The sequence below is a fragment of the Sesame phyllody phytoplasma genome, from assembly GCF_018390775.2.
Lineage (GTDB): Bacteria > Bacillota_I > Bacilli_A > Acholeplasmatales > Acholeplasmataceae > Phytoplasma > Phytoplasma australasiaticum.
This window is the reverse complement of record NZ_JAHBAJ020000012.1, coordinates 1-23,044: the sequence shown is the minus strand read 5'-3', so window position 1 is coordinate 23,044 and position 23,044 is coordinate 1. Positions and strand designations below refer to the sequence as shown.

38 protein-coding genes are annotated in these 23,044 nt (G+C 25.3%); all 38 read left to right on the top strand.

Translation table 11 applies throughout. The annotated features are described in order from the left end of the window. Positions 1–258, top strand: a 258-nt coding sequence (mraW, locus tag KHD59_RS01855; RefSeq protein WP_213680429.1) for a 16S rRNA (cytosine(1402)-N(4))-methyltransferase, incomplete at its 5' end; no start/stop codon positions are given. Positions 259–573: 315 nt separating this feature from the next. Further along, positions 574–888, top strand: a complete 315-nt coding sequence (rpsJ, locus tag KHD59_RS01850; RefSeq protein WP_004995498.1) for a 30S ribosomal protein S10 — start codon at positions 574–576, stop codon at positions 886–888. A 97-nt stretch (positions 889–985) separates the two neighbouring features. Beyond that, positions 986–1,651 (top strand): 50S ribosomal protein L3, encoded by a 666-nt coding sequence (gene rplC, locus KHD59_RS01845; protein ID WP_213680430.1) that lies wholly within the window; start codon positions 986–988, stop codon positions 1,649–1,651. Continuing rightward, positions 1,644–2,279 (top strand): 50S ribosomal protein L4, encoded by a 636-nt coding sequence (gene rplD / locus KHD59_RS01840; protein WP_004995502.1) that lies wholly within the window; start codon positions 1,644–1,646, stop codon positions 2,277–2,279. The genes rplC and rplD overlap by 8 nt, the downstream gene beginning before the upstream one ends. Continuing rightward, the gene (gene rplW / locus KHD59_RS01835) at positions 2,272–2,565 is read left to right on the top strand and encodes a 50S ribosomal protein L23 (protein ID WP_004995504.1); all 294 of its coding nucleotides are present in this window, start codon (positions 2,272–2,274) and stop codon (positions 2,563–2,565) included. The genes rplD and rplW overlap by 8 nt, the downstream gene beginning before the upstream one ends. Before the next feature lie 91 nt (positions 2,566–2,656). Then, a complete protein-coding gene (gene rplB / locus KHD59_RS01830) occupies positions 2,657–3,487 on the top strand; it encodes a 50S ribosomal protein L2 (protein ID WP_004995505.1) in 831 nt (276 codons plus the stop codon). Positions 3,488–3,504: 17 nt separating this feature from the next. After that, positions 3,505–3,786 carry a 30S ribosomal protein S19 gene (rpsS, locus tag KHD59_RS01825; protein ID WP_004995516.1) on the top strand — a complete coding sequence of 94 codons (282 nt, stop codon included), beginning with the start codon at positions 3,505–3,507 and terminating at the stop codon, positions 3,784–3,786. 29 nt (positions 3,787–3,815) lie between these two features. Further along, the gene (gene rplV / locus KHD59_RS01820; RefSeq protein ID WP_054598485.1) at positions 3,816–4,202 is read left to right on the top strand and encodes a 50S ribosomal protein L22; all 387 of its coding nucleotides are present in this window, start codon (positions 3,816–3,818) and stop codon (positions 4,200–4,202) included. Next, entirely contained in the window at positions 4,186–4,905 is a 720-nt protein-coding gene (gene rpsC / locus KHD59_RS01815; protein ID WP_004995521.1) for a 30S ribosomal protein S3, read from the top strand. Before rplV ends, rpsC begins: the two co-directional genes overlap by 17 nt. A 68-nt stretch (positions 4,906–4,973) precedes the next feature. Beyond that, on the top strand, positions 4,974–5,393 hold the full coding sequence (gene rplP, locus KHD59_RS01810; protein ID WP_004995522.1) for a 50S ribosomal protein L16: 420 nt from the start codon (positions 4,974–4,976) through the stop codon (positions 5,391–5,393). Beyond that, positions 5,390–5,575, top strand: coding sequence for a 50S ribosomal protein L29 (gene rpmC, locus KHD59_RS01805; RefSeq protein WP_193622243.1), 186 nt, complete (start codon positions 5,390–5,392; stop codon positions 5,573–5,575). Before rplP ends, rpmC begins: the two co-directional genes overlap by 4 nt. A 446-nt stretch (positions 5,576–6,021) precedes the next feature. After that, positions 6,022–6,288 (top strand): 30S ribosomal protein S17, encoded by a 267-nt coding sequence (rpsQ, locus tag KHD59_RS01800; RefSeq protein WP_004995526.1) that lies wholly within the window; start codon positions 6,022–6,024, stop codon positions 6,286–6,288. Further along, positions 6,285–6,665, top strand: coding sequence for a 50S ribosomal protein L14 (rplN, locus tag KHD59_RS01795; protein ID WP_004995527.1), 381 nt, complete (start codon positions 6,285–6,287; stop codon positions 6,663–6,665). The genes rpsQ and rplN overlap by 4 nt, the downstream gene beginning before the upstream one ends. A 10-nt stretch (positions 6,666–6,675) precedes the next feature. Then, positions 6,676–7,023 (top strand): 50S ribosomal protein L24, encoded by a 348-nt coding sequence (gene rplX / locus KHD59_RS01790; RefSeq protein ID WP_213680431.1) that lies wholly within the window; start codon positions 6,676–6,678, stop codon positions 7,021–7,023. 20 nt (positions 7,024–7,043) lie between these two features. Next, positions 7,044–7,595: a 50S ribosomal protein L5 gene (rplE, locus tag KHD59_RS01785; protein ID WP_004995530.1), complete on the top strand. Its 552-nt coding sequence runs from the start codon at positions 7,044–7,046 to the stop codon at positions 7,593–7,595. Between the two features lie 18 nt (positions 7,596–7,613). Next, positions 7,614–7,883 carry a 30S ribosomal protein S14 gene (rpsN, locus tag KHD59_RS01780; protein WP_213680432.1) on the top strand — a complete coding sequence of 90 codons (270 nt, stop codon included), beginning with the start codon at positions 7,614–7,616 and terminating at the stop codon, positions 7,881–7,883. Between the two features lie 28 nt (positions 7,884–7,911). After that, positions 7,912–8,292: a 30S ribosomal protein S8 gene (rpsH, locus tag KHD59_RS01775; protein ID WP_004995537.1), complete on the top strand. Its 381-nt coding sequence runs from the start codon at positions 7,912–7,914 to the stop codon at positions 8,290–8,292. A 25-nt stretch (positions 8,293–8,317) separates the two neighbouring features. Then, positions 8,318–8,863 carry a 50S ribosomal protein L6 gene (gene rplF / locus KHD59_RS01770; protein WP_004995540.1) on the top strand — a complete coding sequence of 182 codons (546 nt, stop codon included), beginning with the start codon at positions 8,318–8,320 and terminating at the stop codon, positions 8,861–8,863. A 20-nt stretch (positions 8,864–8,883) separates the two neighbouring features. Beyond that, on the top strand, positions 8,884–9,237 hold the full coding sequence (rplR, locus tag KHD59_RS01765) for a 50S ribosomal protein L18 (protein ID WP_004995543.1): 354 nt from the start codon (positions 8,884–8,886) through the stop codon (positions 9,235–9,237). Positions 9,238–9,273: 36 nt separating this feature from the next. Further along, positions 9,274–9,798, top strand: coding sequence for a 30S ribosomal protein S5 (gene rpsE, locus KHD59_RS01760; protein ID WP_152908764.1), 525 nt, complete (start codon positions 9,274–9,276; stop codon positions 9,796–9,798). Then, the gene (gene rpmD, locus KHD59_RS01755; protein WP_004995546.1) at positions 9,795–9,968 is read left to right on the top strand and encodes a 50S ribosomal protein L30; all 174 of its coding nucleotides are present in this window, start codon (positions 9,795–9,797) and stop codon (positions 9,966–9,968) included. The genes rpsE and rpmD overlap by 4 nt, the downstream gene beginning before the upstream one ends. A gap of 60 nt (positions 9,969–10,028) precedes the next feature. Next, on the top strand, positions 10,029–10,466 hold the full coding sequence (rplO, locus tag KHD59_RS01750; RefSeq protein ID WP_004995547.1) for a 50S ribosomal protein L15: 438 nt from the start codon (positions 10,029–10,031) through the stop codon (positions 10,464–10,466). 25 nt (positions 10,467–10,491) lie between these two features. Next, on the top strand, positions 10,492–11,754 hold the full coding sequence (gene secY, locus KHD59_RS01745) for a preprotein translocase subunit SecY (protein WP_213680433.1): 1,263 nt from the start codon (positions 10,492–10,494) through the stop codon (positions 11,752–11,754). Between the two features lie 79 nt (positions 11,755–11,833). Then, positions 11,834–12,580: a type I methionyl aminopeptidase gene (gene map, locus KHD59_RS01740; RefSeq protein WP_213680434.1), complete on the top strand. Its 747-nt coding sequence runs from the start codon at positions 11,834–11,836 to the stop codon at positions 12,578–12,580. Between the two features lie 31 nt (positions 12,581–12,611). Beyond that, on the top strand, positions 12,612–12,824 hold the full coding sequence (gene infA, locus KHD59_RS01735) for a translation initiation factor IF-1 (RefSeq protein ID WP_004995558.1): 213 nt from the start codon (positions 12,612–12,614) through the stop codon (positions 12,822–12,824). Between the two features lie 27 nt (positions 12,825–12,851). Beyond that, complete coding sequence (rpmJ, locus tag KHD59_RS01730) at positions 12,852–12,968, top strand: 50S ribosomal protein L36 (RefSeq protein WP_213680435.1); 117 nt, start codon at positions 12,852–12,854, stop codon at positions 12,966–12,968. A 22-nt stretch (positions 12,969–12,990) separates the two neighbouring features. After that, entirely contained in the window at positions 12,991–13,386 is a 396-nt protein-coding gene (rpsM, locus tag KHD59_RS01725) for a 30S ribosomal protein S13 (RefSeq protein ID WP_004995562.1), read from the top strand. Positions 13,387–13,394: 8 nt separating this feature from the next. After that, positions 13,395–13,787, top strand: coding sequence for a 30S ribosomal protein S11 (gene rpsK, locus KHD59_RS01720; protein ID WP_004995564.1), 393 nt, complete (start codon positions 13,395–13,397; stop codon positions 13,785–13,787). A gap of 14 nt (positions 13,788–13,801) precedes the next feature. After that, the gene (locus tag KHD59_RS01715; protein WP_213680436.1) at positions 13,802–14,767 is read left to right on the top strand and encodes a DNA-directed RNA polymerase subunit alpha; all 966 of its coding nucleotides are present in this window, start codon (positions 13,802–13,804) and stop codon (positions 14,765–14,767) included. A 38-nt stretch (positions 14,768–14,805) separates the two neighbouring features. Continuing rightward, a complete protein-coding gene (gene rplQ / locus KHD59_RS01710; RefSeq protein ID WP_213680437.1) occupies positions 14,806–15,162 on the top strand; it encodes a 50S ribosomal protein L17 in 357 nt (118 codons plus the stop codon). 114 nt (positions 15,163–15,276) lie between these two features. Continuing rightward, positions 15,277–16,098, top strand: a complete 822-nt coding sequence (locus tag KHD59_RS01705) for an ATP-binding cassette domain-containing protein (RefSeq protein ID WP_004995568.1) — start codon at positions 15,277–15,279, stop codon at positions 16,096–16,098. Then, complete coding sequence (locus tag KHD59_RS01700; protein ID WP_213680438.1) at positions 16,074–16,925, top strand: ATP-binding cassette domain-containing protein; 852 nt, start codon at positions 16,074–16,076, stop codon at positions 16,923–16,925. Before KHD59_RS01705 ends, KHD59_RS01700 begins: the two co-directional genes overlap by 25 nt. 4 nt (positions 16,926–16,929) lie before the next feature. Next, a complete protein-coding gene (locus KHD59_RS01695; protein ID WP_004995570.1) occupies positions 16,930–17,931 on the top strand; it encodes an energy-coupling factor transporter transmembrane component T family protein in 1,002 nt (333 codons plus the stop codon). 97 nt (positions 17,932–18,028) lie between these two features. Next, positions 18,029–18,649 (top strand): dTMP kinase, encoded by a 621-nt coding sequence (tmk, locus tag KHD59_RS01690; protein WP_213680439.1) that lies wholly within the window; start codon positions 18,029–18,031, stop codon positions 18,647–18,649. A 5-nt stretch (positions 18,650–18,654) separates the two neighbouring features. Next, positions 18,655–19,602, top strand: a complete 948-nt coding sequence (locus KHD59_RS01685; protein ID WP_213680440.1) for a hypothetical protein — start codon at positions 18,655–18,657, stop codon at positions 19,600–19,602. Between the two features lie 14 nt (positions 19,603–19,616). Beyond that, positions 19,617–20,489 carry a 16S rRNA (cytidine(1402)-2'-O)-methyltransferase gene (gene rsmI, locus KHD59_RS01680; RefSeq protein WP_213680441.1) on the top strand — a complete coding sequence of 291 codons (873 nt, stop codon included), beginning with the start codon at positions 19,617–19,619 and terminating at the stop codon, positions 20,487–20,489. A 15-nt stretch (positions 20,490–20,504) separates the two neighbouring features. Beyond that, positions 20,505–22,088, top strand: a complete 1,584-nt coding sequence (locus tag KHD59_RS01675; protein ID WP_213680442.1) for a class I tRNA ligase family protein — start codon at positions 20,505–20,507, stop codon at positions 22,086–22,088. Between the two features lie 119 nt (positions 22,089–22,207). Further along, a complete protein-coding gene (locus tag KHD59_RS01670; RefSeq protein WP_213680443.1) occupies positions 22,208–22,615 on the top strand; it encodes a hypothetical protein in 408 nt (135 codons plus the stop codon). Positions 22,616–23,044 lie beyond the last annotated feature (429 nt).

Below are 23,044 nucleotides of genomic sequence, written 5' to 3'. Positions count from 1 at the left end.
TTAAAATTATTAAAAAAAGGTGGTATTATAGTTGTTATTAGTTTTAATTCTTTAGAAGATCGTTTGGTAAAACATTTTTTTAAAAAGAATAGTTCTAATGATGCCATTTTATCTCGCTTGCCCATTCAACAACAATATTTACCGATTCCTGCTTTAAGAATAATAAATAAAAAAGTTCTTCGTCCGTCTGCTGAAGAACAAGCGTTTAATTCTTGTAGTCGTTCAGCTAAACTTAGAGCTGCTATTAAGAATATATAAAAATAATTTTTTATATTTTGTTAGAAATTATATTTTTATTATATTTTTTTTGTTGATATAAATAGATATATTTTTTTATGATATAATGATAAATGTGTATATTCTGTGAATATTTTATATTATTTGAGGTAATTTCGGAATAATATAAAATATTTTATTTTTTAATTTGATTATTTATTATAATAAATTAAATTATTTTTTATATTAATAAAAAATTTTTTATATATGTTATTTTCTTATAAAAATTAAGAATTTATATATATAAATATAAAATAAATATTTTATTTACCTAAAATAGGAAAGGTAATTCAAGTAATGAAAAAAAAACCAGAAATTTTTCAAATTTGTTTAAAAACTTATGATTTTAAAATGTTAAAACCAACTGTTCAAAAAATTATTGATAGTATTATTGCAACTGGAGCCAAAATAAAAGGTCCTATACCGTTGCCTACTCGTAAAGAAATATTTACTGTTTTGCGATCTACTTTTGTTAATAAAGATAGTCGAGAACAATTTGGTCGTTTTACTCATAAACGTTTAATTCAGATTATTAACCCTAATGCTCAAACTATTGACGCATTAACTCGTATTAATATTCCAAAATCTGTAGATATTAGTATTAAACAATAATTTTTAGTAATTTTTTATTAATAAAAATATCGTATTAATGTAGTTAATATTATTTTTTTATTTTTTATTACTATTTTAAAAGGAGATATTATTTAACATGTCTAAAGGAATTTTAGGACGAAAAATAGGTATGACGCAATTCTTTGATCATGATCAAGGTTTAGTAATCCCTGTCACTATCGTTCATGTTGCTGATAATGTTGTTTTGCAACAAAAAAATCTAGAAAAAGATGGTTATCAAGCGACGCAATTAGCTTTTGAAACTAAAAAAGAAAAAAATACGACAAAACCGCTTCAAGGTCATTTTAGTAAATATAATTCTTCCCCTAAATCTTTTGTACGTGAAATTGTTTTTAATCATAATACTTTAAATGAATTATCTCAGTTAACTCCGGGACAAATTGTGGATATTAACATTTTTAATTCCGGAGATTTTGTAGATGTAACAGGAATTAGCAAAGGTAAAGGTTTTTCGGGAGTTATTAAAAAATATAATCAAACTATTGGTCCAAAAAGTCATGGTTCTCGATTTCATCGAAGACCAGGTTCTAATGGTCCTATAAAAGGAAATCAAAAAGGTAAACATTTACCTGGCCAAATGGGTTTTCATAAGGTGACTATGCAAAATTTAAAAATTATATCAATAATATCTGATAAAGATGTTATTTTGATTAAAGGCAGCATCCCTGGCCCTAATAAAGGTTTTGTGATGATCAAATCAGCTGTTAAAAAAACTAATAAAGAGGCTATATCTCATGCTTAAGTGTAACGTTATTAATATACATGGTCAACCATGTGAAGAAATAATTTTATCAGATAAAATTTTTGGAATCAAATTGCATCAACAAGTAATTTATGATGTAATTAATCAACAAAGAGCTGCTAAAAGGCTTGGCAATCATAAAACTAAAAATCGTTCTGAAGTTTCAGGGGGCGGTCGTAAACCTTGGGCTCAAAAAGGAACAGGTAGATCTCGTCAAGGAACTATTCGTTCTCCTATTTGGCGAGGCGGGGGTCATACTTTTGCTTTGAAAAAAAGAGATTATCATTTTAAAATTAATGCTAAGATTCGTAAATTGGCTTTTTATTCAGCTTTATCTTGGCACTTCCGCAATAACAGTTTAATAGTTTTAGATTCTTTAGATTTACAAACTTCAAAAACTAAAGAATTTACAAAATTATTAACAGAATTAAATGTTAATTTGGATTATAAAATTTTAATTGTAGTACAAGAATTAACTGATAATTTAATCAAATCTACTAATAATATATCTCAAGTTATTTTAGAAAGTGTTAATCATTTTAGTGTTTATCAAATTTTCCAAGCAAAATATTTAATTATTACTCGTCAAGCGATTAATTATTTGGAAGGAACAGTTGCGAATGAATAAATATTATAAATATATTAAAGCTCCTATAATTACCGAAGCAACTAATAAACAAATGGATTTGTATAATAAATATTTTTTCAAGATTGATAAAAATATTAATAAAATAGAAATTAAAAAAGCTATAGAATATATTTTTAAAGTTAATGTTATGTCTGTTAATATTATGAATGTTTTACCAAAATTTAAAAGAAAAGGTAAATATTCTGGTTACACCTCAGCTTATAAAAAAGCTATTGTGAAAGTTGTTCCGGGACAAAGAATTAACGGATTTAGTGAAATTAAATAATATTCAATAAGATTTATAATTTTTTTGAAGTTTTAATTATTTAAAAAAATTTTAAATTATATTTAACAAATTAAAGGAAAAAAGGTTAATTATGTCTATCAAAAAATACAAACCTACCTCTAATGGCCATAGAAATATGCAATTACAAAGTTTTAACGAACTTACTACTTCTAAACCGGAAAAAAAGTTATTATTATTTAAAAGTAATACAGGAGGACGTAATAATCGAGGTGTTATTACTGTAAGAGGTCATGGAGGCGGAGCTAAACAAAAAATTCGTCTTATAGATTTTAAGCGTGATAAAGATGGTATTTTAGGTAAGGTCGCTACTATAGAATACGATCCTAAAAGGAATGCTTATATTTCTTTAATCCATTATCAAGATGGTGAAAAAAGATATATTTTATCTTTAAAAGGATTAACTGTTGGTAGTTATATTTCATCAGGTTTAGGATCCGATATTAAAGTAGGAAATGTTTTACCTTTAAAAAATCTTCCTATCGGTTCAGTTGTGAGTAATATTGAATTAAAACCTGGTAAAGGTGGCCAATTAGCTCGCGGAGCTGGTGCTTATGCTACTATTGTATCTCGTGAAGATAAATATGTAGTTTTAAATTTACCGTCAGGAGAAATTCGTAAAGTTTTATCTACATGTAGAGCTACTATAGGAGCTATAGGCAATGATACTTATAAATTAATTCGAAATGGTAAAGCAGGAAGATCGCGTTATTTAAATAAAAGGCCTAAAGTAAGAGGTACCGCTATGAATCCTAATGATCATGCTCATGGTGGTGGCGAAGGACGTAGTCCTATTGGATATGTTTCTTCAAGAAGTTATACTGGTAAACCTGATCGTGGTATTAAAACGCGCAAAAAAAATAAAAAATCTACAAGTTTAATATTAAAACGTCGTAAAAAATAAGGAGTTTAATAGTAATAATGAGTCGTTCTATTAAAAAGGGTTTTTTTGCTGATCATAATTTATTATCTAAAGTGATGCGACAAGAAAAACAAAAAATTAAAAAAACTATAAAAACTTATTCTCGTGATACTAGTATAATACCTGAATTTGTTGGTCATAAAATTGCTGTTCATAATGGTAAAGATTTTACAGATTTATTTATTACCGAAGATATGGTAGGTTATAAATTAGGTTCTTTTGCTTTTACTCGTAAACATGTAGTTCATGCTAAAAAAGATAAAAGTTCACAAAAAAAATAAAGTTCTAGGAAAGCGAGAAAATTTATAAAATGATTAACAATGATGTAAAAGCTATCGCTAAACGAGTACCGATAGCGCCTAGAAAAATACGTTTAGTTATTGATTTAATTCGTGATAAATCTATTGAAGAAGCTCAAGCTATTTTGGATTTCACTAATAAAGCTGCTGCCATTGTGGTTTCAAAATTATTAAAAAGTGCTGTTTCTAATGCTGTTAATAATTTTAATTTTAATATTAATAATTTATATGTTAAAAAAATTTTTGTTAATCAAGGTGTTAGAATGAAACGATTATTACCTCGAGCTAAAGGAAGAAGTAATCAAATTCAAAAAAATACTAGTCATATAACTATTTTTGTGGCTTCAAACGAATCTGAATCAGAAAGGAAGGTAGTGTCTAGTGGGTCAAAAGAGTAGTCCTATTATTTTAAGATTATCATTACTTCGTAATTGGTCATCTAATTGGTATGCAGAAGATAAAAAAGTTCCTTTGTTAATTAATGAAGATTATCGTATTAGAAATTTTATTAACAATTATTATCCTTTGGGAACTATTGCTCGCGTGGAAATTCAACGTTTAAAAAAAGAGAATGAAGAAAATATTGAAATTTTTTTACATACTCCTAAAATAGGAGTTGTTGTAGGATCTGACAATAAAGAAAAAAACAAACTAGTACAAGAAGTATATAAATTAATTAAAAAAAATATTAATATTCATGTAATTGAAGTTAAAAATCCTGAAAAAGTAGCCTCTTTAATAGCTCAAAATATAGCTGCACAATTACAACAAAGAGCTTTTTTTAGAGCTGTGAAAAAAATGTATATTCAAAAAGCTTTAAAAGCGGGAGTTAAAGGAATTAAGATTAGTCTTAAAGGGCGTTTAAGTGGTGCTGAAATTGCTCGAACAGAAACCACTATTAAAGGTATTTTACCTTTAGGAACTTTTCGTTCTAAAATTGATTATGCATATGTTGCCGCTAAAACTATTCATGGGGTATTAGGTGTTAAAGTTTGGGTTTGTGATGGTAATTATTCTCCTAAAGATGATCGGGAAATTTCTAAAACAATATCTCGTGAAAATATATCTAATTCAAAACCAGAAAATCAAGTAAATAAATAATTTTTATATTAATAGTTACTTATAATGAGTTATCTATAAATAATCTTCAATAAAAGAGGTAATTTTTTATGTTAATGCCGAAAAAAACTAAATATCGTCGTTTACATCGTTTAAGTTACGAAGGAAAGGCTAAAGGCCAAACTAGAATTTTAAATGGTAACTATGGTTTAGTAGCTCAACAAGGTCATTGGATTAGTAATCGCCAAATTGAAGCTGCTCGTATAGCTATGACTCGTCATTTAAAAAGAGAAGGTAAAGTGTTTATTAATATTTTCCCTAATTTACCAATTACTGAAAAAAAATTAGTTCGAATGGGTTCTGGTAAGGGTAATGTAGTAAATTGGGTAGCTGTTGTTAAACGTGGTACTGTTATGTTTGAAGTTCGTGATTTAAATAATATAGAAAAATTCGAAAGAGAAGCTTTACGATTGGCTTCGCACAAACTACCTATTAAAACTAAAATTGTTGCCAAAGGGAAGTTAATATGAAAATTAATGAAATTCGTAAGATGAGCATTGATGAGATTTTAAAAAATCTTGAATATTATCAAAAAGAATATTTTGAACAACATTTTCAATCGGGATTATCCAAATTAAAAGATACTTCTGTAATCCGTAAAATTCGTAAAAATATTGCTCGTTTAAAAACTGTTATTCAAGAAAAAAAATAAATAAACTATTTATTTAAAGAAAACATATATTATTATGGTTCCAATTATTAAAATTTTATTATATAATTACTTAATATTAAATCTTTAATTATTAAATATGAAATTATTTTGATGTTTTAAATTAAAAGATAAAAAAGACATAATAACATGATAAAATAAATCAGTAATGATTTATTTAATCTAAAAATGGTTAAGATATTAATCAGGAACAAATATTGGACACTTACATGTTTGTTGTTTGTTTTCGGAGATTAATTAAATTTACATAATGATTGTTAAAAGATTATTATTAAAAACTTATTTATAATTTTTATTATTTTCTGTTAATATTATTTTTTAAAACTTTATAGGATAGATTGAAATTTTATGTTAACAACATTTTAATTTAAAAATTAATTTTTAATTGATTATTTAATTAAAAAATTAAAAAAGGAGGGATTATATAAATGCGTAATGTTAGAAAAAAACTTTCGGGAACTGTTATTTCTGATAAAATGTCTAAAACTATTACTGTAGCTGTTAAATATGACAAACAGGATTCATTATATGGTAAAAGTGTTAAAAAAATTAGTAAATTTTATGCTCATGATCCTAACGAAGATGCTCAGATAGGCGATATGGTTTCCATCGAAGAAACTCGTCCTTTATCGAAATTGAAGAGATTTCGTTTAGTAAAAATTTTACGTTCTGTTAAAAAGGTGTCTGATTTATGATTCAAGTTAATACACGTTTAAAAGTTGCAGATAATAGTGGTGCTAAAGAAGTTTTAGTAATTGGTATTCCAGGAGATACTGGTAAACGTTATGCTTATATTGGAGATTTAGTTACAGTTTCTGTTAAAAAAACTACCACTACTAGCTTAATTAAAAAAGGTAGTATTTCTAAAGCTCTTATTTTAAGAACTAAACATGGTTTTAAAAGTAAAAATGGTAGTTATATTAAATTTGATGATAATGCAGTTGTTATGATTAAGGATGATATGACTCCAAGAGGAACTAGAATTTTTGGACCTGCTATTAGAAATCAAAATTTTCAAAAAAATAATTTTTCTAAATTTATATCTTTAGCTGAGGAAGTTTTAGTAGTATGAGGTTATTCAAATGCATATAAAAAAAGGTGATATAGTAGCTATTATTTCAGGAAAAGATCGTTATATTATAGATCCTGAAAGTAAAAAAAAAGTTTTTCGTACAGGTAAAGTAATAAAAGTTTTTTTTAAAGAGCAAAAAGTTTTAGTGGAAGGCGTCAATATTGCTATTAAGCATAAAACTTCTGCTGATGATAACGATAAAAAAGGTCAAATTATCAAAGAAGAAATGCCTATTCATATTTCAAATGTGGCTTTAATTGATCCTAATTTAAAAGTTCCGACTCGTGTAGGTTTTCGCTTTGATTCAGATAAAAAAATTCGTTATTCTAAAAAAACAGGTTTAGCAATTATTACTTGAATAAAAAAAGGTTAAATAATATGGAAATCAATAAAAACAATAATTATACAAAAAATAATACTTTTTTGGCTTTAAAAGAAATTTTTAATTTTCATTCTATTATGCAAGTCCCTAAGATAGAAAAAATTGTTATTAATGTAGGTTTAGGAAAAGCTGCTTCGGATGCTAAATTTTTAGCCGATTGTCGTCAACAATTAGCTTTAATTAGTGGCCAAACCCCCATTAATACCGAAGCCAAAAAATCTATTTCTAATTTTAAATTAAGAACTAAAGAAATAATTGGTTTAAAAGTAACTTTAAGAGGTCATAGAAAAGAGTTTTTTTTAAATAAATTGATTCACATTGTGTTAGCTAGGATAAAAGATTTTTCAGGACTTTCCTTAAAATCTTTCGATGGCAAAGGTAATTATAATTTAGGTATTAAAGAACAAATTATTTTTCCGGAAATTAGCTTAGATCAAGTAAAAAGAAATTTTGGTATGGATATTTGTATAGTTACTACAGCTAAAAACGATCAACAAGCTAAAAAATTATTAGATTTTTATGGCATGCCTTTTAAAAGGATAAAATAAAAATAGGAGTATAATTATATGGCTAAGAAATCAAAAATTATTAAAAATTTAAAACAAAAAGAAATATTTTTAAAATATTTGAGTAAAAGATTAGAATTAAAACAAAAAAAAGATTATCAAAGTTTAGCTAAATTACCTGTTAAATCTTCTATTGTGCGTTGTAAAAATATAGATAAGATTGATGGTAGAGCAAGAGGTTATATGCGAAAATTTGGATTATCTAGAATTAATTTTCGTTTATTAGCTAATAAAGGTGAAATTCCTGGAATTATAAAAATGAGTTGGTAAATATAAAAGGAAGTACAAGTATAAAATTATGGTAATGACAGATACTATTGCTGATTTATTAACAAGAATTAGAAATGCTAATGCAATGAAACATGATGAAGTTTTTGTACCTTGTTCAAATTTAAAAATTAGAATGTTAGAAGTTCTTAAAAAAGAAGGATTTATCACTAATTTTATTGTAGATAAAGCACTAAATAAGATCGTTATTTATTTAAAATATAATAAAGAGACTAAAGAAAGTGTTATCAAAGGATTAAAAAGAGTTTCTAAGTATGTTTCAGTTAAAGAAATTCCTAAAGTGAGAAATGGTTTTGGGATAGCTTTAATTTCTACTTCTCGAGGTATTTTAACAGATTATGAAGCTTCATCATTGAATGTTGGAGGGCATGTTTTAGCTTATATTTGGTAGTTATTTTAATGAAGGAGAATTTTTTATGTCACGGGTAGGAAGGAAAATTATTGCGATTCCGGAAGGTGTTTTGGTGGAAATTAAATCAGATAATCAAGTTTCGGTGTCCTCTTCGCAAGGAAAATTAGAATTTCAATTTAACCCTAACTTAGTTATTAGTAAAAAAGATAATATTATTACTATTACTAGACCTAATAATAATAATTTTACTAAGAAAATTCATGGTACTACTAGAGCTTTATTGAATAATATGATTCAAGGAGTTAAACATTTTTTCTCTAAAGAGCTAAAAATTACAGGTTTAGGTTATTCATGTATAGTAGAAGGAAATAAATTAGTCTTTAAATTGGGTTATTCTCATGATATTATTGTTGATATTTATCCTAATTTAATAGTACAAGTTAATAAACAAAATAATTTAATTACTATTAAAGGTGTTGATAAACAATTAGTAGGTGAATTTGCTGCAAAACTAATATTACTTGCTAAACCAGAACCTTATAAAGGGACAGGAATATATTATGTTGGCGGTTATATTCATCGTAAAGCTGGTAAGAGTGCTAAAAAATAAAAAAGGAATTTATTCGGTTTATGATTAAAAAAGAATCTTCTCAACTTTTAAGGCGAAAACGTCATTTACGTTTAAGAAAAAAAATTGTAGGTAGTTCGCAAAAACCCCGTTTAAATGTTTCTTATTCTAATAGATATTTTTATGTTCAAATTATTGATGATCATTTAGGTATTACTTTATGTAGTGTTCATAGTAAACATATTCATGCTAATATTGTTAATACTAAGATAGCTTCGGACATTGGCAAAATAATTGCTCAAAAAGCTTTGGCAAAAGGTATTAAAAATGTTGTTTTTGATCGAGGCGGATATCTTTATCATGGTCGCATTAAAGTTTTAGCTGATTCTGCTCGAGCAGAAGGTTTAAATTTTTAATAATATGTTCAGTTATTTAAAAAAATGGAGACATTTATGAAAAGAGAATTATCTAATAAAAAAAAATTCTCTTCATTTGAAGAGAAAATAGTCAAAATTAGTAAAATTGTTAAAGTTGTTAAGGGTGGGCGTCGTTTTCGTTTTTCTGCTTTAGTTGTAGTAGGTGATCAAAAGGGTAATATCGGATTCGCTTCTTGTAAAGCTCAAGAAGTCTTAGAAGCTATTAAAAAAGCTGTTGAGAAAGCTAAAAAAAATTTATTTTGTGTTGCTTTAAATGGTACTACTATACCTCACGAAATTATAGGTCGTTTTGGAGCTACTAAATTTTTTTTAAAACCAGCTTCCAAAGGTACAGGTATTGTAGCAGGAGGAACAGCAGCAAGATCAATTTTTAAATTAGCAGGAATTACCGATATTATTACAAAAACTTTTGGTTCACGCACGCATATTAACGTTTTGAGAGCTACAGTTAACGGTCTTAAGCAATTAAAAACTATACAGGATGCAGAAAAACTTAGGGGTGTTTCGTTACAAAATCGTATTCGAGGAATTGCTAAATGAATCAAATTAAAATTAAATTATGCAAAAGCTTAATCGGATGCACTCCGAAACAAATAAAAACAGCTCATGCCTTGGGGCTTAAAAAGATTAATCAAATTGTTGTTAAAGAAGAAAAAGCCGTAGTACGCGGAATGTTAAAAATTATTAAACATTTAGTTTCAATTAATTAAAAATTTTAATTATATAATTGATTATTTTTTATTAAATAAGAAAGGAGAGTTGTTAATTGTATGTTGAACGCATTGAAGCCTGTTTATAAAGCGCGTAAGAGTATTAAACGCTTAGGAAGAGGTCCTGGTAGCGGATTAGGTAAAACTTGCGGTCGCGGCCATAAAGGACAATTAGCTCGTTCTGGTGGAAAAACACGTATAGGTTTTGAAGGTGGTCAAACTCCTTTTTTTCAACGTATTCCGAAACAGGGTTTTTATAACTTTAATAAAAAACAATATTCTTTAGTTAATATTGAAGATTTAGAAAAATTTGAAAATGATACTTTGGTGACTCCTCAATTATTAGCAGAACATAAAATCATTAAAAAAAATAATGATTTAATTAAAATTTTAGCCAAAGGTAATTTAACTAAAAGATTAATAGTACAAGCTGTCAAATTTTCTAAAAAAGCGGAAGAAGCTATTATAAAATCCGGAGGGAAAATTAAAGTTGTATAAAATAAAATAAAAAAGGTAAATTTTAATGAAAATATTAGTAAGCTTTATTAAAGATAAACGACATATTATAAATAAAATTTTTTTAACTTTATTTATTATTTTTATTTATGTAATTGGTTTAAAAATATACATTCCATGTATACCTCTTAATATTTTAAGATTTTCGCAGATCCAAAAAGCATTATCAAGAGATATCTCTATATTTAATAGTTATATGCCTATATATTTGTTATCTTTAGGGGTAATGCCTTATATCACTTCTTCTATTATTATACAAATTGCTAGTAAAATTTTTCCATCTTTAAAAGAATGGAATGAACAAGGTTCTATTGGTAAGTACAAAATTAATTTTATTACTAGATTGCTTACTTTAATAATAGCTTTAGGACAAGGATTATCCTCTGTTATTCGCTCTAGAATGTTTGATATTGCTCAACAAAAATTTTTAGTTTTACAAGTAGTATTTTTTTTAATTGTTGGTTCTTTTATTTGTATTTGGTTATCTGATCTAATTACTAATAAAGGTATAGGTAATGGAGTTTCTATTTTTATAGTTATAAGTATAAGTGAAAATTTATCTAAAAGTTTTAAATATTTATGGTTAAATGATAATTTTTTTAGTTTAAGCAAAAAAATTTTAATTTCATTATCTTTTTTAATTTTATTGATTTTAACAATTATTTTATGCTCTTCTTATTTAAAAATTCCTATTAATTATGCTACACATAAAAAACATGATAAAATTCAAAACCATATACCTTTAAAAATTAATACTTCCGGTATTTTACCTATTATTTTAGCTAATACTTTTCTTAATATTTTGCCAACTATAGGCGCTTTTTTATCGGAAGATAATGCTTTTAAAAAATTTACTCGTCAGTTACAAGAATCACAATATTATTATTTAGGTTTAGGTTTTTTTATTTATCTTTTATTAATTTTATTATTTTCGTTTTTTTCTGTTTTTATTATGTTAGATCCTCATGAGATTGCTAATCATTTATCTAAACAAGATGCTTATCTAGATGGAGTTAAACCAGGTCAAGAGACTGTGTATAAAATTACACAAAAAGTGTTTAAAGTGACTCTTATGGGAGCATTTTCTTTAACAATGTTAGCTGCTTTACCTGATATAATTAATTTCTTGCTATTTAATAAATCAGATCGTCTTTCTACTTTTAATTTAGGAGGAACTAGTCTTATAATTGTGGTTGGTGTAGCTATTGAAATTGTACAAAAAATTACAACTAGCACTAATGTTGATAAATTATATAATAAATTATTTTAATTTTATTAAATGTTTTATTTAGTAATTTTATGGAATAAAGTTTTTTTATTAAAATATACAAAATGGAATCAATTATATTATGTTATTCGTTAAAAAAAAAGATGAAATCGCTATAATGAAAATGGCAGGAAAAATTTTATCCCAAATTAAGAAAAAATTGATTTTTTTTTTAAAAGAAGGTATTTCTACAGGAGAATTAGATTTATTAGCTAATAAATTTATAAAAGAATATGATGTTATTTCTGCTTTTAAAAATTATGATGGTTTTCCAGGATATATTTGTACTTCTGTGAATGATGCGATAGTTCATGGAGTACCTTCTGACAAAGAGATTTTAAAAACTGGTGATATCATAACTATAGATTTAGGGATTAAATATCAGGGTTATTTTGTAGATGCTGCGTGGACATATGCTATAGGTGATATTCCTGATAAAACCATTAAATTATTGAAAGATACTCAAGAAGCTTTGTATAAAGGTATTGAACAAGTTTACCCGGGCAACCGAATATCAAATATTTCAAATGCTATTTTTAAAATAGGTATTTTAAATGGTTATGGTATTATTGAAAGTTTTTCTGGTCATGGTATTGGTAAATCTTTACATGAAAAACCTTATATTTTTAATTTTAATTTTGTTGAAAAAGATTACGTATTAGTGCCAGGTATGACTTTTTGCATCGAACCAATGTTTACTTTAGGTAGTAAAGAAGTTAAAATACTTCCTGATGGTTGGACGGCAGTTAGTAAAGATAATAGTTTAAGTGCTCATTTTGAACATACTATTTTAGTTACTGATCAAGGTTATGAAATTTTAACATTATAAATTTGTAATAAGGGGTTATTAAGACTATTATATGGAAAAAATAAGTATAGATGCTTCGGTTGTTGGAACATTACCCGGTGCTAAATTTAAATTGGAATTGCCTAATAAAAAAAATATAATAGCTTGTATTTCGGGTAAAATACGAAAAAATAATATTCATATTTCTTTAGGCGATAAAGTAAAGGTAGAATTTAGTTCAGATTCTAAAGATATAGGCCGTATTGTATATCGTTATAAATTATAAATTGTAAAGTGTAAAGGAATCTAAATTATGAAAGTACGTGCATCTGTAAAAAAACGTAGTGCTGATGATATTATTGTTCGACGTAATAAAAAAGTGTTTGTTATTAATAAAAAGCAACGTCGTCATAATCAAAGACAAGGTTAATACAGAAAGGAGTATATTATAAATGTTAAGACTTGCAGGAGCAGATATTCCTGGTACTAAAAGTATTTTGATTGGTTTAACTTATATTTATGGTATAGGTATCAAAACATCTCGTAAAATTTTACAATCAATTAATATTGATGCAAATATTAGAGTAAAAGATTTGCAAGAATCTCAATTAGCCGCTATTAGAACAGAAATTAATAAATTAAACGAAAAAGGTTTGCTTCGGAGAGAACTTTCTTTAATGAATATTAAAAATTTAATATCTATTAATTCTTATAGAGGTAGAAGGCATAACTTGGGTTTGCCAGCAAGAGGTCAAAATACTCGTAATAATGCTAAAACATCTAGACGAAATCGGCAAATAAATCTTGCTGATTCAGTTAAAAAAAATAATATCAAAAAAAGAGGATAATTTAATTTATGTCTTCAAAAAAACAAATCAAAAAAGATAAAAAAGTTAAAAAAAATGTTCCTGTGGGAATTATTCATATAAAAACTAGTTTTAATAATACTATTATTAATTTTACAGATGAACAAGGTAATACTATTGTACAAAAGAGTGCTGGTATGTTAGGTTTTCATGGGACTCGTAAAAGTAATTTATTTGCTGCTCAACAAGTTGCCAAAAGTGTTTTCGAAATAGCCACTAAAAATTATGGTGCCAAACAAGTAGAAGTTCGTTTTAATGGTATTGGTGTTGCTCGCGATACTGTTTTACTTTTGCAAGATGCGGAGTTATTTGTTTCGTGTTTGAAAGAAGCTACTCCTGTTCCTCATAACGGTTGTAGACCTCGTAAACGCCCTCGTGGATAAAAAAGGATATTGACATGAAAAAATTACAATTTTTAAAACCTATAATGCAAATTCAAGAAGAAGAAAATTCTAATTCTAATTGTAGTCGTTTTATTATTCAATGTTTATCTTCAACTTATGGTAATACTTTAGGTACACCTTTAAGAAGAATCTTAATTTCTTCTTTGCCGGGTATCGCTATTGTTAATGTTAAAATTGAAGGTGTTAAACATGAGTTTAGTTTTATAGAAGGTATTACTGAAGATGTAATGACTATTTTACTTAATTTAAAAGGGGTTATTTTAAGTTCTGATTATAATTCTATAGAAGATTTTGAACAAAAATTAGAAATGGATGTAACAGGCCCTAAAGAAGTAACAGCCGCTGATTTTAAACCTGTTGCAGGTATTAAAATTATTAATCCATCTCATTTAATAGCAACTTTAAGTTCAAATGCAAGATTGAAAATGGAAGTAACTGTCCGTCGAGGTATTGGTTATAAAGGTTCTGAAGAAAATAAAATTTATAACCGCGGCGAATTTGGTGTTATTGCTATAGATTCTATATATACTCCTATTGTTCGTAGTACTTTTCATGTAGAATCAAAATTAGGTAATAAAGAAGAATTAATTTTAGAAATTGAAACTAATGGTGCTATTACTCCTAAAAAAGCTTTAGCTGTAGCAGCTAAAATTTTATTAGATCATTTAGCTGTTTTAGTGGAATTATCAGAAGAAACTCAACAGATTAATTTTATTCAAGAACCTGAAAAATCTCATCATAATCATGCATTAGATTTTAAAATTGAACAATTAGAATTATCAGTTAGATTATTAAATAGTTTAAAAAAATCGAAAATTTTTACTGTTCGAGAATTAGTTAGTCACCAAGAAGAAGAAATTACTAAATTAAGTAGTTTAGGAAAAAAATCTTTTGAAGAACTTAAAGAAAAAATGAAGAATTTAGATTTGCATTTTGGTATGTTAAACAAATCAGAATAAACTAAACAATTTAACGAAAAGAGGATAAATGTTATATTATGAGTTTTAGCAAATTAAGACGTAATAAATCTCAAAAAAAAGCTTTATTGAAAAATTTAGTATCTAGTTTAGTGATAGCTGAACAGATAACTACTACTTTATCAAAAGCTCAAGAGTTACGTCGTATTATGGATAAAGTTATTAATTTAACAAAAACATCAAATTTAGCTAATCATAGAAGAGCTTTAAATTTATTTTTTAATCAAAAATTTAGTAATAATCAAACAATTTTGCGTAAATTAGTTAAGGAAATTTCTCCGAAATATAACGATAGATCAAGCGGCTATACACGTGTCATTAAAACTGAATTTCGTCGTGGCGATTCAGCTCCTATGGCTATTATTCGTTTTATTTGAATTAAATATTTTTGATATTTTTTTATTATATTTTATGTTTTAATAATTTTTAATTTTATTAAATATTTTCAAATATAATAGAGATTAAAAATATTCGAGTTATTAAGGTAGATTATGATTATTGTTGAAAATTTGTATTTTAGTTATAAAGATGATGAAATTTTACAAAATTTAAATTTTCGTGTTAATTCTGGAAAATGGATTTCGATTATAGGCGGTAATGGTTCGGGTAAATCTACTTTAGCTAGAATTTTAGTTGGTTTATTGCCCATTCAAAAAGGTCGAGTGATTATTGATAATATTGCATTAACAGAAGAAAATTTATTTTTATTACGTTCTCGTATTGGCATTATTTTTCAAAATCCTGATTATCAATTTATTGGTTGCGATGTAAAACATGATATCGCCTTTGGATTAGAAAATCAAAATTTATCTCGCGAAGAAATGCAAAAAAAGATTTTTAATATTGCTAAAAAATTAAATATTTTACATTTATTAGATTGTAATCCTCAAGAATTGTCTGGAGGTCAAAAACAGTTAGTAGCTATTGCATCTGTTTTAGTTATGGATCCGCAAATTATAATTTTTGATGAGCCTACATCTTTTTTAGATCCACAAGGAACTAAAGAAGTTAATAATATTATTAAAGATATTCATAGAACTGATAATAAAATTTTAATCATTATTACTCATGATTGGGAATTTGCTTTTCAAAGTGATGAAATTATTTTTTTACAAAAAGGTAATCTTTTAAAACAAGATACCCCTGTTAACTTTATGAAAGATGAGATATTTTTAAAAAATAATTTCATCAATTTGCCTTTATCTTTAAAACTTTATTACCAGTTGCAACAGGATTTTAATCAATTACAAAACCCGCCTATTATTTTGTCTAAATTAAAGGATTTTTTATGGCAATACAATTTAAAGATGTAAGTTTTACATATAATAAAGATGACATTTTTTCTTTAAACAAAATTAATTTATCTATTAATACAAACCAAGAGTTTATTGCTATTGTTGGTCCTACAGGTTCAGGTAAATCTACATTAGTACAAATAATGAATGGTTTGTTATTGTCTACAAAAGGTATAGTGAAAATTTTTGATAAAATAATTAATGATAAAACGTCTTCAACAATTTTAACTAATTTAAGACGTAAAATAGGTTTAATTTTTCAATTCCCTGAATATCAATTATTCGAATCTACTGTTTTAAAAGATGTTCTTTTTGCTTTAACTTCTGAAAATATAAAAATTTCTGAACTACAAATAAAAGCTATAGAAATTTTAAATAAAGTAGGAATAAATAGTGATTTTTTAAACACTTCTCCTTTTAAATTATCTGGTGGTCAGCAAAGAAAAGTTGCTATTGCTGGGATTTTAATTATGGAACCACAGATTATTATTGCGGATGAACCAACTAGAGGTTTAGATGCTCAAGGTTATTCCGATATAATTAATATTTTTCAATATCTTTATCAAGTGGAAAAAAAAACAATTGTTTGTATTACTCATGATATGAATTTAGTAGCTCAATACGCTACTCGCGTGATTTTTATGGAAAAAGGTAATATTGTTTTTGATAATTCTAAAGAAATTTTTTTTAAAAATTTTGAATTGCAAAAATTTAATTTATATGAACCTCAAACCTTTCGTATTTTAAAATTAATCGAAAAATCTCTAAACATTCCTTTTCATCCGGTTTATTCTGAAGAGGAATGTTTATCTTATTTACGTAAATTTTATCTAGGTGGGATTTAATGATATGATAGTAAAACATTATAAAAATAATTTAATTTCATATCGTAATAGATTTTTTTTATATTCAATTCATCCTGCTGTTAAAATATTTGTATTTATTTGTTGGTTAAAAATTATTTTAGGTTTAAGTTTTACATCAGATTTTATACATAATGATTGGTTTAAGAATTTTTTTTATATAGTGATATTAATTTTTAATTTTTTTTTGGTATTTTGGTTATTTACAAAAACCAATTATTCATGGATAAAATTAATTAAAAATATTTCGCATTTGAATTGGTTAATTATATTAAGTTTAATCTTTAATTTATCAACTATGTCTAAAGCTTATGATGACATTAAAATTTTAATGTGGGATAAATTTTATATTTGGTTTTTAATTGTTTTATTATTTTTTGTTTTTAAATATTATTTTTTAAGCGGTTTGTACAGTTATGTGTTTTTGTTAATTAATTTTTTATTGCCTAGTTTATTTTTTTCTAGAGGTTGGTTTATCGGTGATATAAAAATGTTATTTTTATCTCCGAATTATATATGGAAAACTTTTTTCGTTATTATACGTATTTTGATGATTTTTTTGATTTTTACTTTATTTTCTCTTACTACTTCTTTTATGGAAATAAATGATGGATTAGAGTTAATTTTGAAACCTCTTAAAAAAATTCATTTCCCTTTAGAAACTTTTACTATGTTATTATCCTTAATTTATATGTTTATACCTTTTTTGTTATTTGAGTCTCAAAAAATTATAAAAGCGCAAACTTCTCGAGGTATTAATTTAAATACTCAAAATATTTTCAAAAAAATTTATTATCTTATTGCCTTATTGATACCTATTTTTGTTCTTTCTTTTAAAAAATCTTCTATTTTAGCTAACGCTATGGAGTCGCGAGGTTATATTTTGGGAGCTCCGCGTACTAAATTAACTTATTATTCTATGAATTATATTGATTATTTAATATTATTTTTTCATCTATTATTATTGTTTTGTAGTTTTATTATTTAATTTATAATAAAAAAATATAATTCTATTTAATTGTTTTATTTGTTTTATTTAAATTTATTATTTTTTAATTTTAATTTGAAAGTTAAGGGTAAAATTTATGTTTATTACTTTTGAAGGTGGAGATGGTGTAGGCAAAACAACTCATGTTTTATCTTTATTTAAAACTATTAAAAATAAATATCCGGTTATTATGACTAGAGAACCCGGTGGTTATGATTTAGTTAAAACAATAAAACAAATTTTAATTAATACGCATAATAAAATTAATTTTGCTACAGAAGCTTTATTATATGCAGCAGATAGAATAGAACATCTTCAACAAGTTATTAAACCGGCTTTGTCAGATAATAAAATTGTTATTTGTGATCGTTATTTAGATTCTTCTTTTGTTTATCAAGGTTATGTGAGGAAATTAGGTATTAAATTTATTAAGCAAATTAATTATTTAGCTTATAATTTATTACCCGATATTACTTTTTATTTAGATTTAGAACCTAAACAAATTTTAAAAAGATTATATGTTCGAAATAAAAGTAAATTAGAAGGTTTTGACACTCAAAAACTTTTTTGGCACCAACAAATTAGAAAAGGTTATTTAAGGCTTTGTCGTCGATATCCTAAAAGAATTATTAAAATTAATACTAATAATCTTTCTGTTAAAGAAGTACATTTAATTATTTTGGAAAAATTACGTGAATTATTTGGGTTAAATATATAAAGATTATGTCTGATAATTATCTAATAGAATATTTTAGAATGTTAATACGTGATAAAAAATTATCTCATTTATATTTGATTGAAACTACTTATAATACATCGACAAAACACGCCTTCATTATAGATTTGGTTTATGAATTTTTACAGACAGATCAAATTAAACCTGATAATTTAAAAAAAATGATTTCAGAAAATAGTTATCCTAATTTTTATTATTTGCGTTATAATAAAAATATTTCTGTAGGTAAAGAACAAATCTTAGAAATGTTTAATTATTTTACGCAAACTTCTTTAATGCAAAAAAAAAAGATTTATGTTATTGAAGATATAGATAAGATCAGTTACAATGCAGCTAATAGTTTATTATATTTTTTAGAAAATCCTATAAATGAAAATATTTTAGGTATTTTAATAACTGAAGATCGTAATCTAGTTTTACCTACTATTGTTTCTAGAGCTCAAATATTATGTTGGCATCCCTGTGTTGAATCTTCGTTATCTGATACTTCAGATTTGCAAAAAGATATTTTAGATAAAATATTGTTTAATTTATTGAAAGAAATAAATAAACAAGAAATTTATTTAATCAATAAGCATTATTTATTTAATTTAAAAAAATTTTTTTTAATTTTTTTAGAAAATTTTCATAAAAAATTTTTTTCTAATGAATTATTAAATAAAACTTTTAATTTGATGACTTATGATTATTTTTTTAGTGATTTTTTATTTATATTAAGTAAATTTTTTTTAGATTTGCTTTATAAAAAACAAAACAAATCAATAAATATATTTCCAAATGATTTATTTAAAATAAGTTATTTAATTTCTTTATCTGAAATAGAGATTATTCATTGGTTAAAAATTTTTAATGATTTAGAACCTATTAGCTTAAAAATGGAAAATAAATTTTGTTGGTTAGCTTTAATTTTAGAAATTAAAAAAAAGAATAGTTAAAATGGATATGAATTATGTTATATACTCAAAAAACTTTTCAGGAAAAAAAAGCCACTTTATATTTAGTTGCTACTCCTATAGGTAATATGTCAGATTTAACTTTTAGAGCTTTAGATATTCTAAAACAGGTAGATTATATTTTGGCTGAAGATACTCGTCAGGCGTATAAAATTTTGAAATTTTATCAATTTAATAATAATTTATTGTCATTACATCAATTTAATGAAAAACAACGTGTTTCTAAAGTGTTATCCCTATTGAAACAAAATAAAAATTTAGCTCTTATTAGTAATGCAGGAACTCCTTTAATTAGTGATCCGGGTTTGTTATTAGTGCGCGCAGTGCAATCAGCAGGTTTTTATGTATGTTCTATACCAGGAGCTTCCGCTGTTATAACAGCTTTTAGTATTTCTACTTTTGATTTACCTTTTTTATTTTTAGGTTTTTTACCTAAAAAAACAATACAAAAAGAAAGAATTTTATTAAAATATCGTTTTTTTGAAGGTACTTTGATTTTATTTGAATCCCCTATGCGTTTATTAGATACTTTATTATTGATTCAAAAACATTATATTCGCAGAAATATTAGTTTATCTAAAGAATTAACAAAAAAATTTGAAACTATTATTTATGGTGATATTAATGAAATTTTAAAAGAAAAAGAGAAAATATCTTTTAAAGGTGAATATGTAATAACTATTGATAAAAATTTATTTTTATCAACATATCAATATTTATCTTTGGAAGAACATTTTTTGCTTTTATTAAAACATGGTTATTCCAAAAAAGAAGCTTTAAGATGTTTATCTAAAGATCGTAATATATCTAAAAAACAAATTTATCATTATTTGAAAATACCAATGGATCAGTTAGAAAATAAGGAGTAATGAAAATTAGTTTATATGATGAAAAAAGATAAATTTTTTATTACTACTTCAATTGTATATACTTCAGCTTTGCCTCATATAGGTAATGTTTATGAAATGATTTTAGCAGATGCTATAGCGCGTTTTAAAAAAATGGAAGGATATTCTGTTTTTTTTCAAACAGGAACAGATGAACATGGTCAAAAAATAGAAAATAAAGCTTTAATGAATAAGATGTCCAATCAAGAATATGTTGATTTTATTTCTTATGAAATTAAACAGGTTTATAAATCTGTAAATATTGAATATGATTATTTTATTCGAACTACCAATGAAAAACATAAACAATATGTTCAAAAATTTATAGATCAACTATTTCAACAAAAAGATATTTATCTGGGGATTTATCAAGGATGGTATTCTATTTCAGAAGAAAGTTATGTATCAGAAAAAGATTTAATTGATAAAAAATTGCCTAGTGGAGAAACTCCGATTTGGATGCAAGAAGAAGTTTATTTTTTTAAATTATCAAAATATCAACCGCTTTTATTACAATATTTAAAAGAAAATCCTGATTTAATCAAACCATTAGCACGTCGAAAAGAAATTTTAAATTTATTAAAAGAACCATTAGCAGATTTATCTATTTCAAGAACTTCTTTTAAATGGGGTATACCTTTACCTTTCGATAATGATCATATTACTTATGTTTGGTTTGATGCTTTAAGTAATTATATTACAAGTTTATTAGATGATCCTGGAAAAGATTATTCTAAAAATTGGTATGATCATAAAAATTTAGTTAAATATTGGCCACCTGATTTACAAATTATAGGTAAAGATATTGTGAGATTTCATTTGATTTATTATTTAAGTTTTTTATTTGCTTTAAAACTACCTTTACCGAAACAATTTTTAATTCATCCTTGGATTTTATTTAATGATCGTAAAATGTCTAAATCTACTCAAAATGTAGTTTATGTTGATGATTTAAAGAAGATATTTCCTATTGATGCTATTCGTTATTTTGTTTTACATGAGATTCCTTATGCATCTGATGGCTGTTTAACTTATGATTTAATGTTTGAACGTTATAATACAGATTTGATAAATACTGTTGGTAATTTATTAAGTCGTTCTTTAGGAATGTTAAAAAAATATCGCGATAATAAAATTGTTAAAGTTAATAACTTTGAAGATGAATTAGGATTACAATTATCTAATTTAGCTATTTCAACTTTACCAAAAATTCGTTCGTGTATGAAAGATTTTAAAGTATCTGAGGCTATCGAAAATATTATGCATTTAGCTCGTTATGGCAATAAATACATTGATTTAATGAAACCATGGGAATTATTTAAAAGTAATTGTCCTCAAGATATTAATAAATTAAATTATTTTTTATATAATGCTATAGAAAATCTACGTTTTATTGGCATTTTATTGCAACCCTTTTTACCGACTACCGCTCAATGTATTTTAGATCAAATTCAATCGGAAGAAAATACTTTTGAAAGTTTAAAAGTTTTTGGTATTACCAAAAATAAAATTTTAGTAGGTCAGAAAGATAAACTATTTCAGCGTTTCGAAAAAGAAAAATTAAAAATTTTTTTTAATTAATCATTTTTATTTGAATATAAAAAATTTATTATTTTAATAAATAAATTAAAATAAATATAATTTCATTTTTTAAAATATAAGAGTAAATTGTAAATTAAATTATTTAAAAAGGATTGTAAATGAGAATAATACCTTACGAATTATATCCACACACCCCTGATATTTCTTTATGCGCTTTAAGAAAAGAATTTGGTATGTATGATTATTGTTTAAATAAAAATGTTAAAAATAAAGCTATGCAATTTTTTTTAGATTTAGGTCGTAATTATTTTAATTTGTCTATTCATAAATGGGTTTTAGAAATGTCCCAACGAACTCATTATGTTAATAGTTTTCATTATTTTTACGCTAAAAATCATGATTATATAATCGTTAACACAAATTTTTTAGTAATTTTAGAATGCTGTTTACAATGGGAATTAAAACGTTTTTTGCCTTATAATAGAAATTTATCATGGTATACAATTGTTAAATCTTTATTATCCATCGATGGGCGCCAAAAGAGGCCTAAATTTCGTGCTATTTAACCAATAGCCAGGGCCGATAAACCCTGAAAGGATATGGTCGGTCAGTCAAACGAAAGAATGCCGGATTACAGCAGACCATAAAAGCGGGTTGCGACGAAAGCAAATTAGTCAAGAGGACTCCGCCACCGAATAATTCCATGGAGAAGCCTGAAATGGCCTAAGAAGGGAAATGATGCAATGATAAGACCTGTTCCGGAAGTTGCTTAAACGGACAGTCCGGAGTCTACTAATATATTATCGATGTATTGAGTAGTTTATCAAGTGAAGAAGACCTGGAATCAACCTCTTAACGAGGATACTTCCCCTAAAGAATTAAGGTAGAAATTTAGAGTAACTTGGAGAATCCTAAAACTAAGTAATTAAATTTACTAATCAGGAAATAGAAGCCCTGATAGTCAAGGATAAAGAATCTTTTTAGTAGTCGTAAGA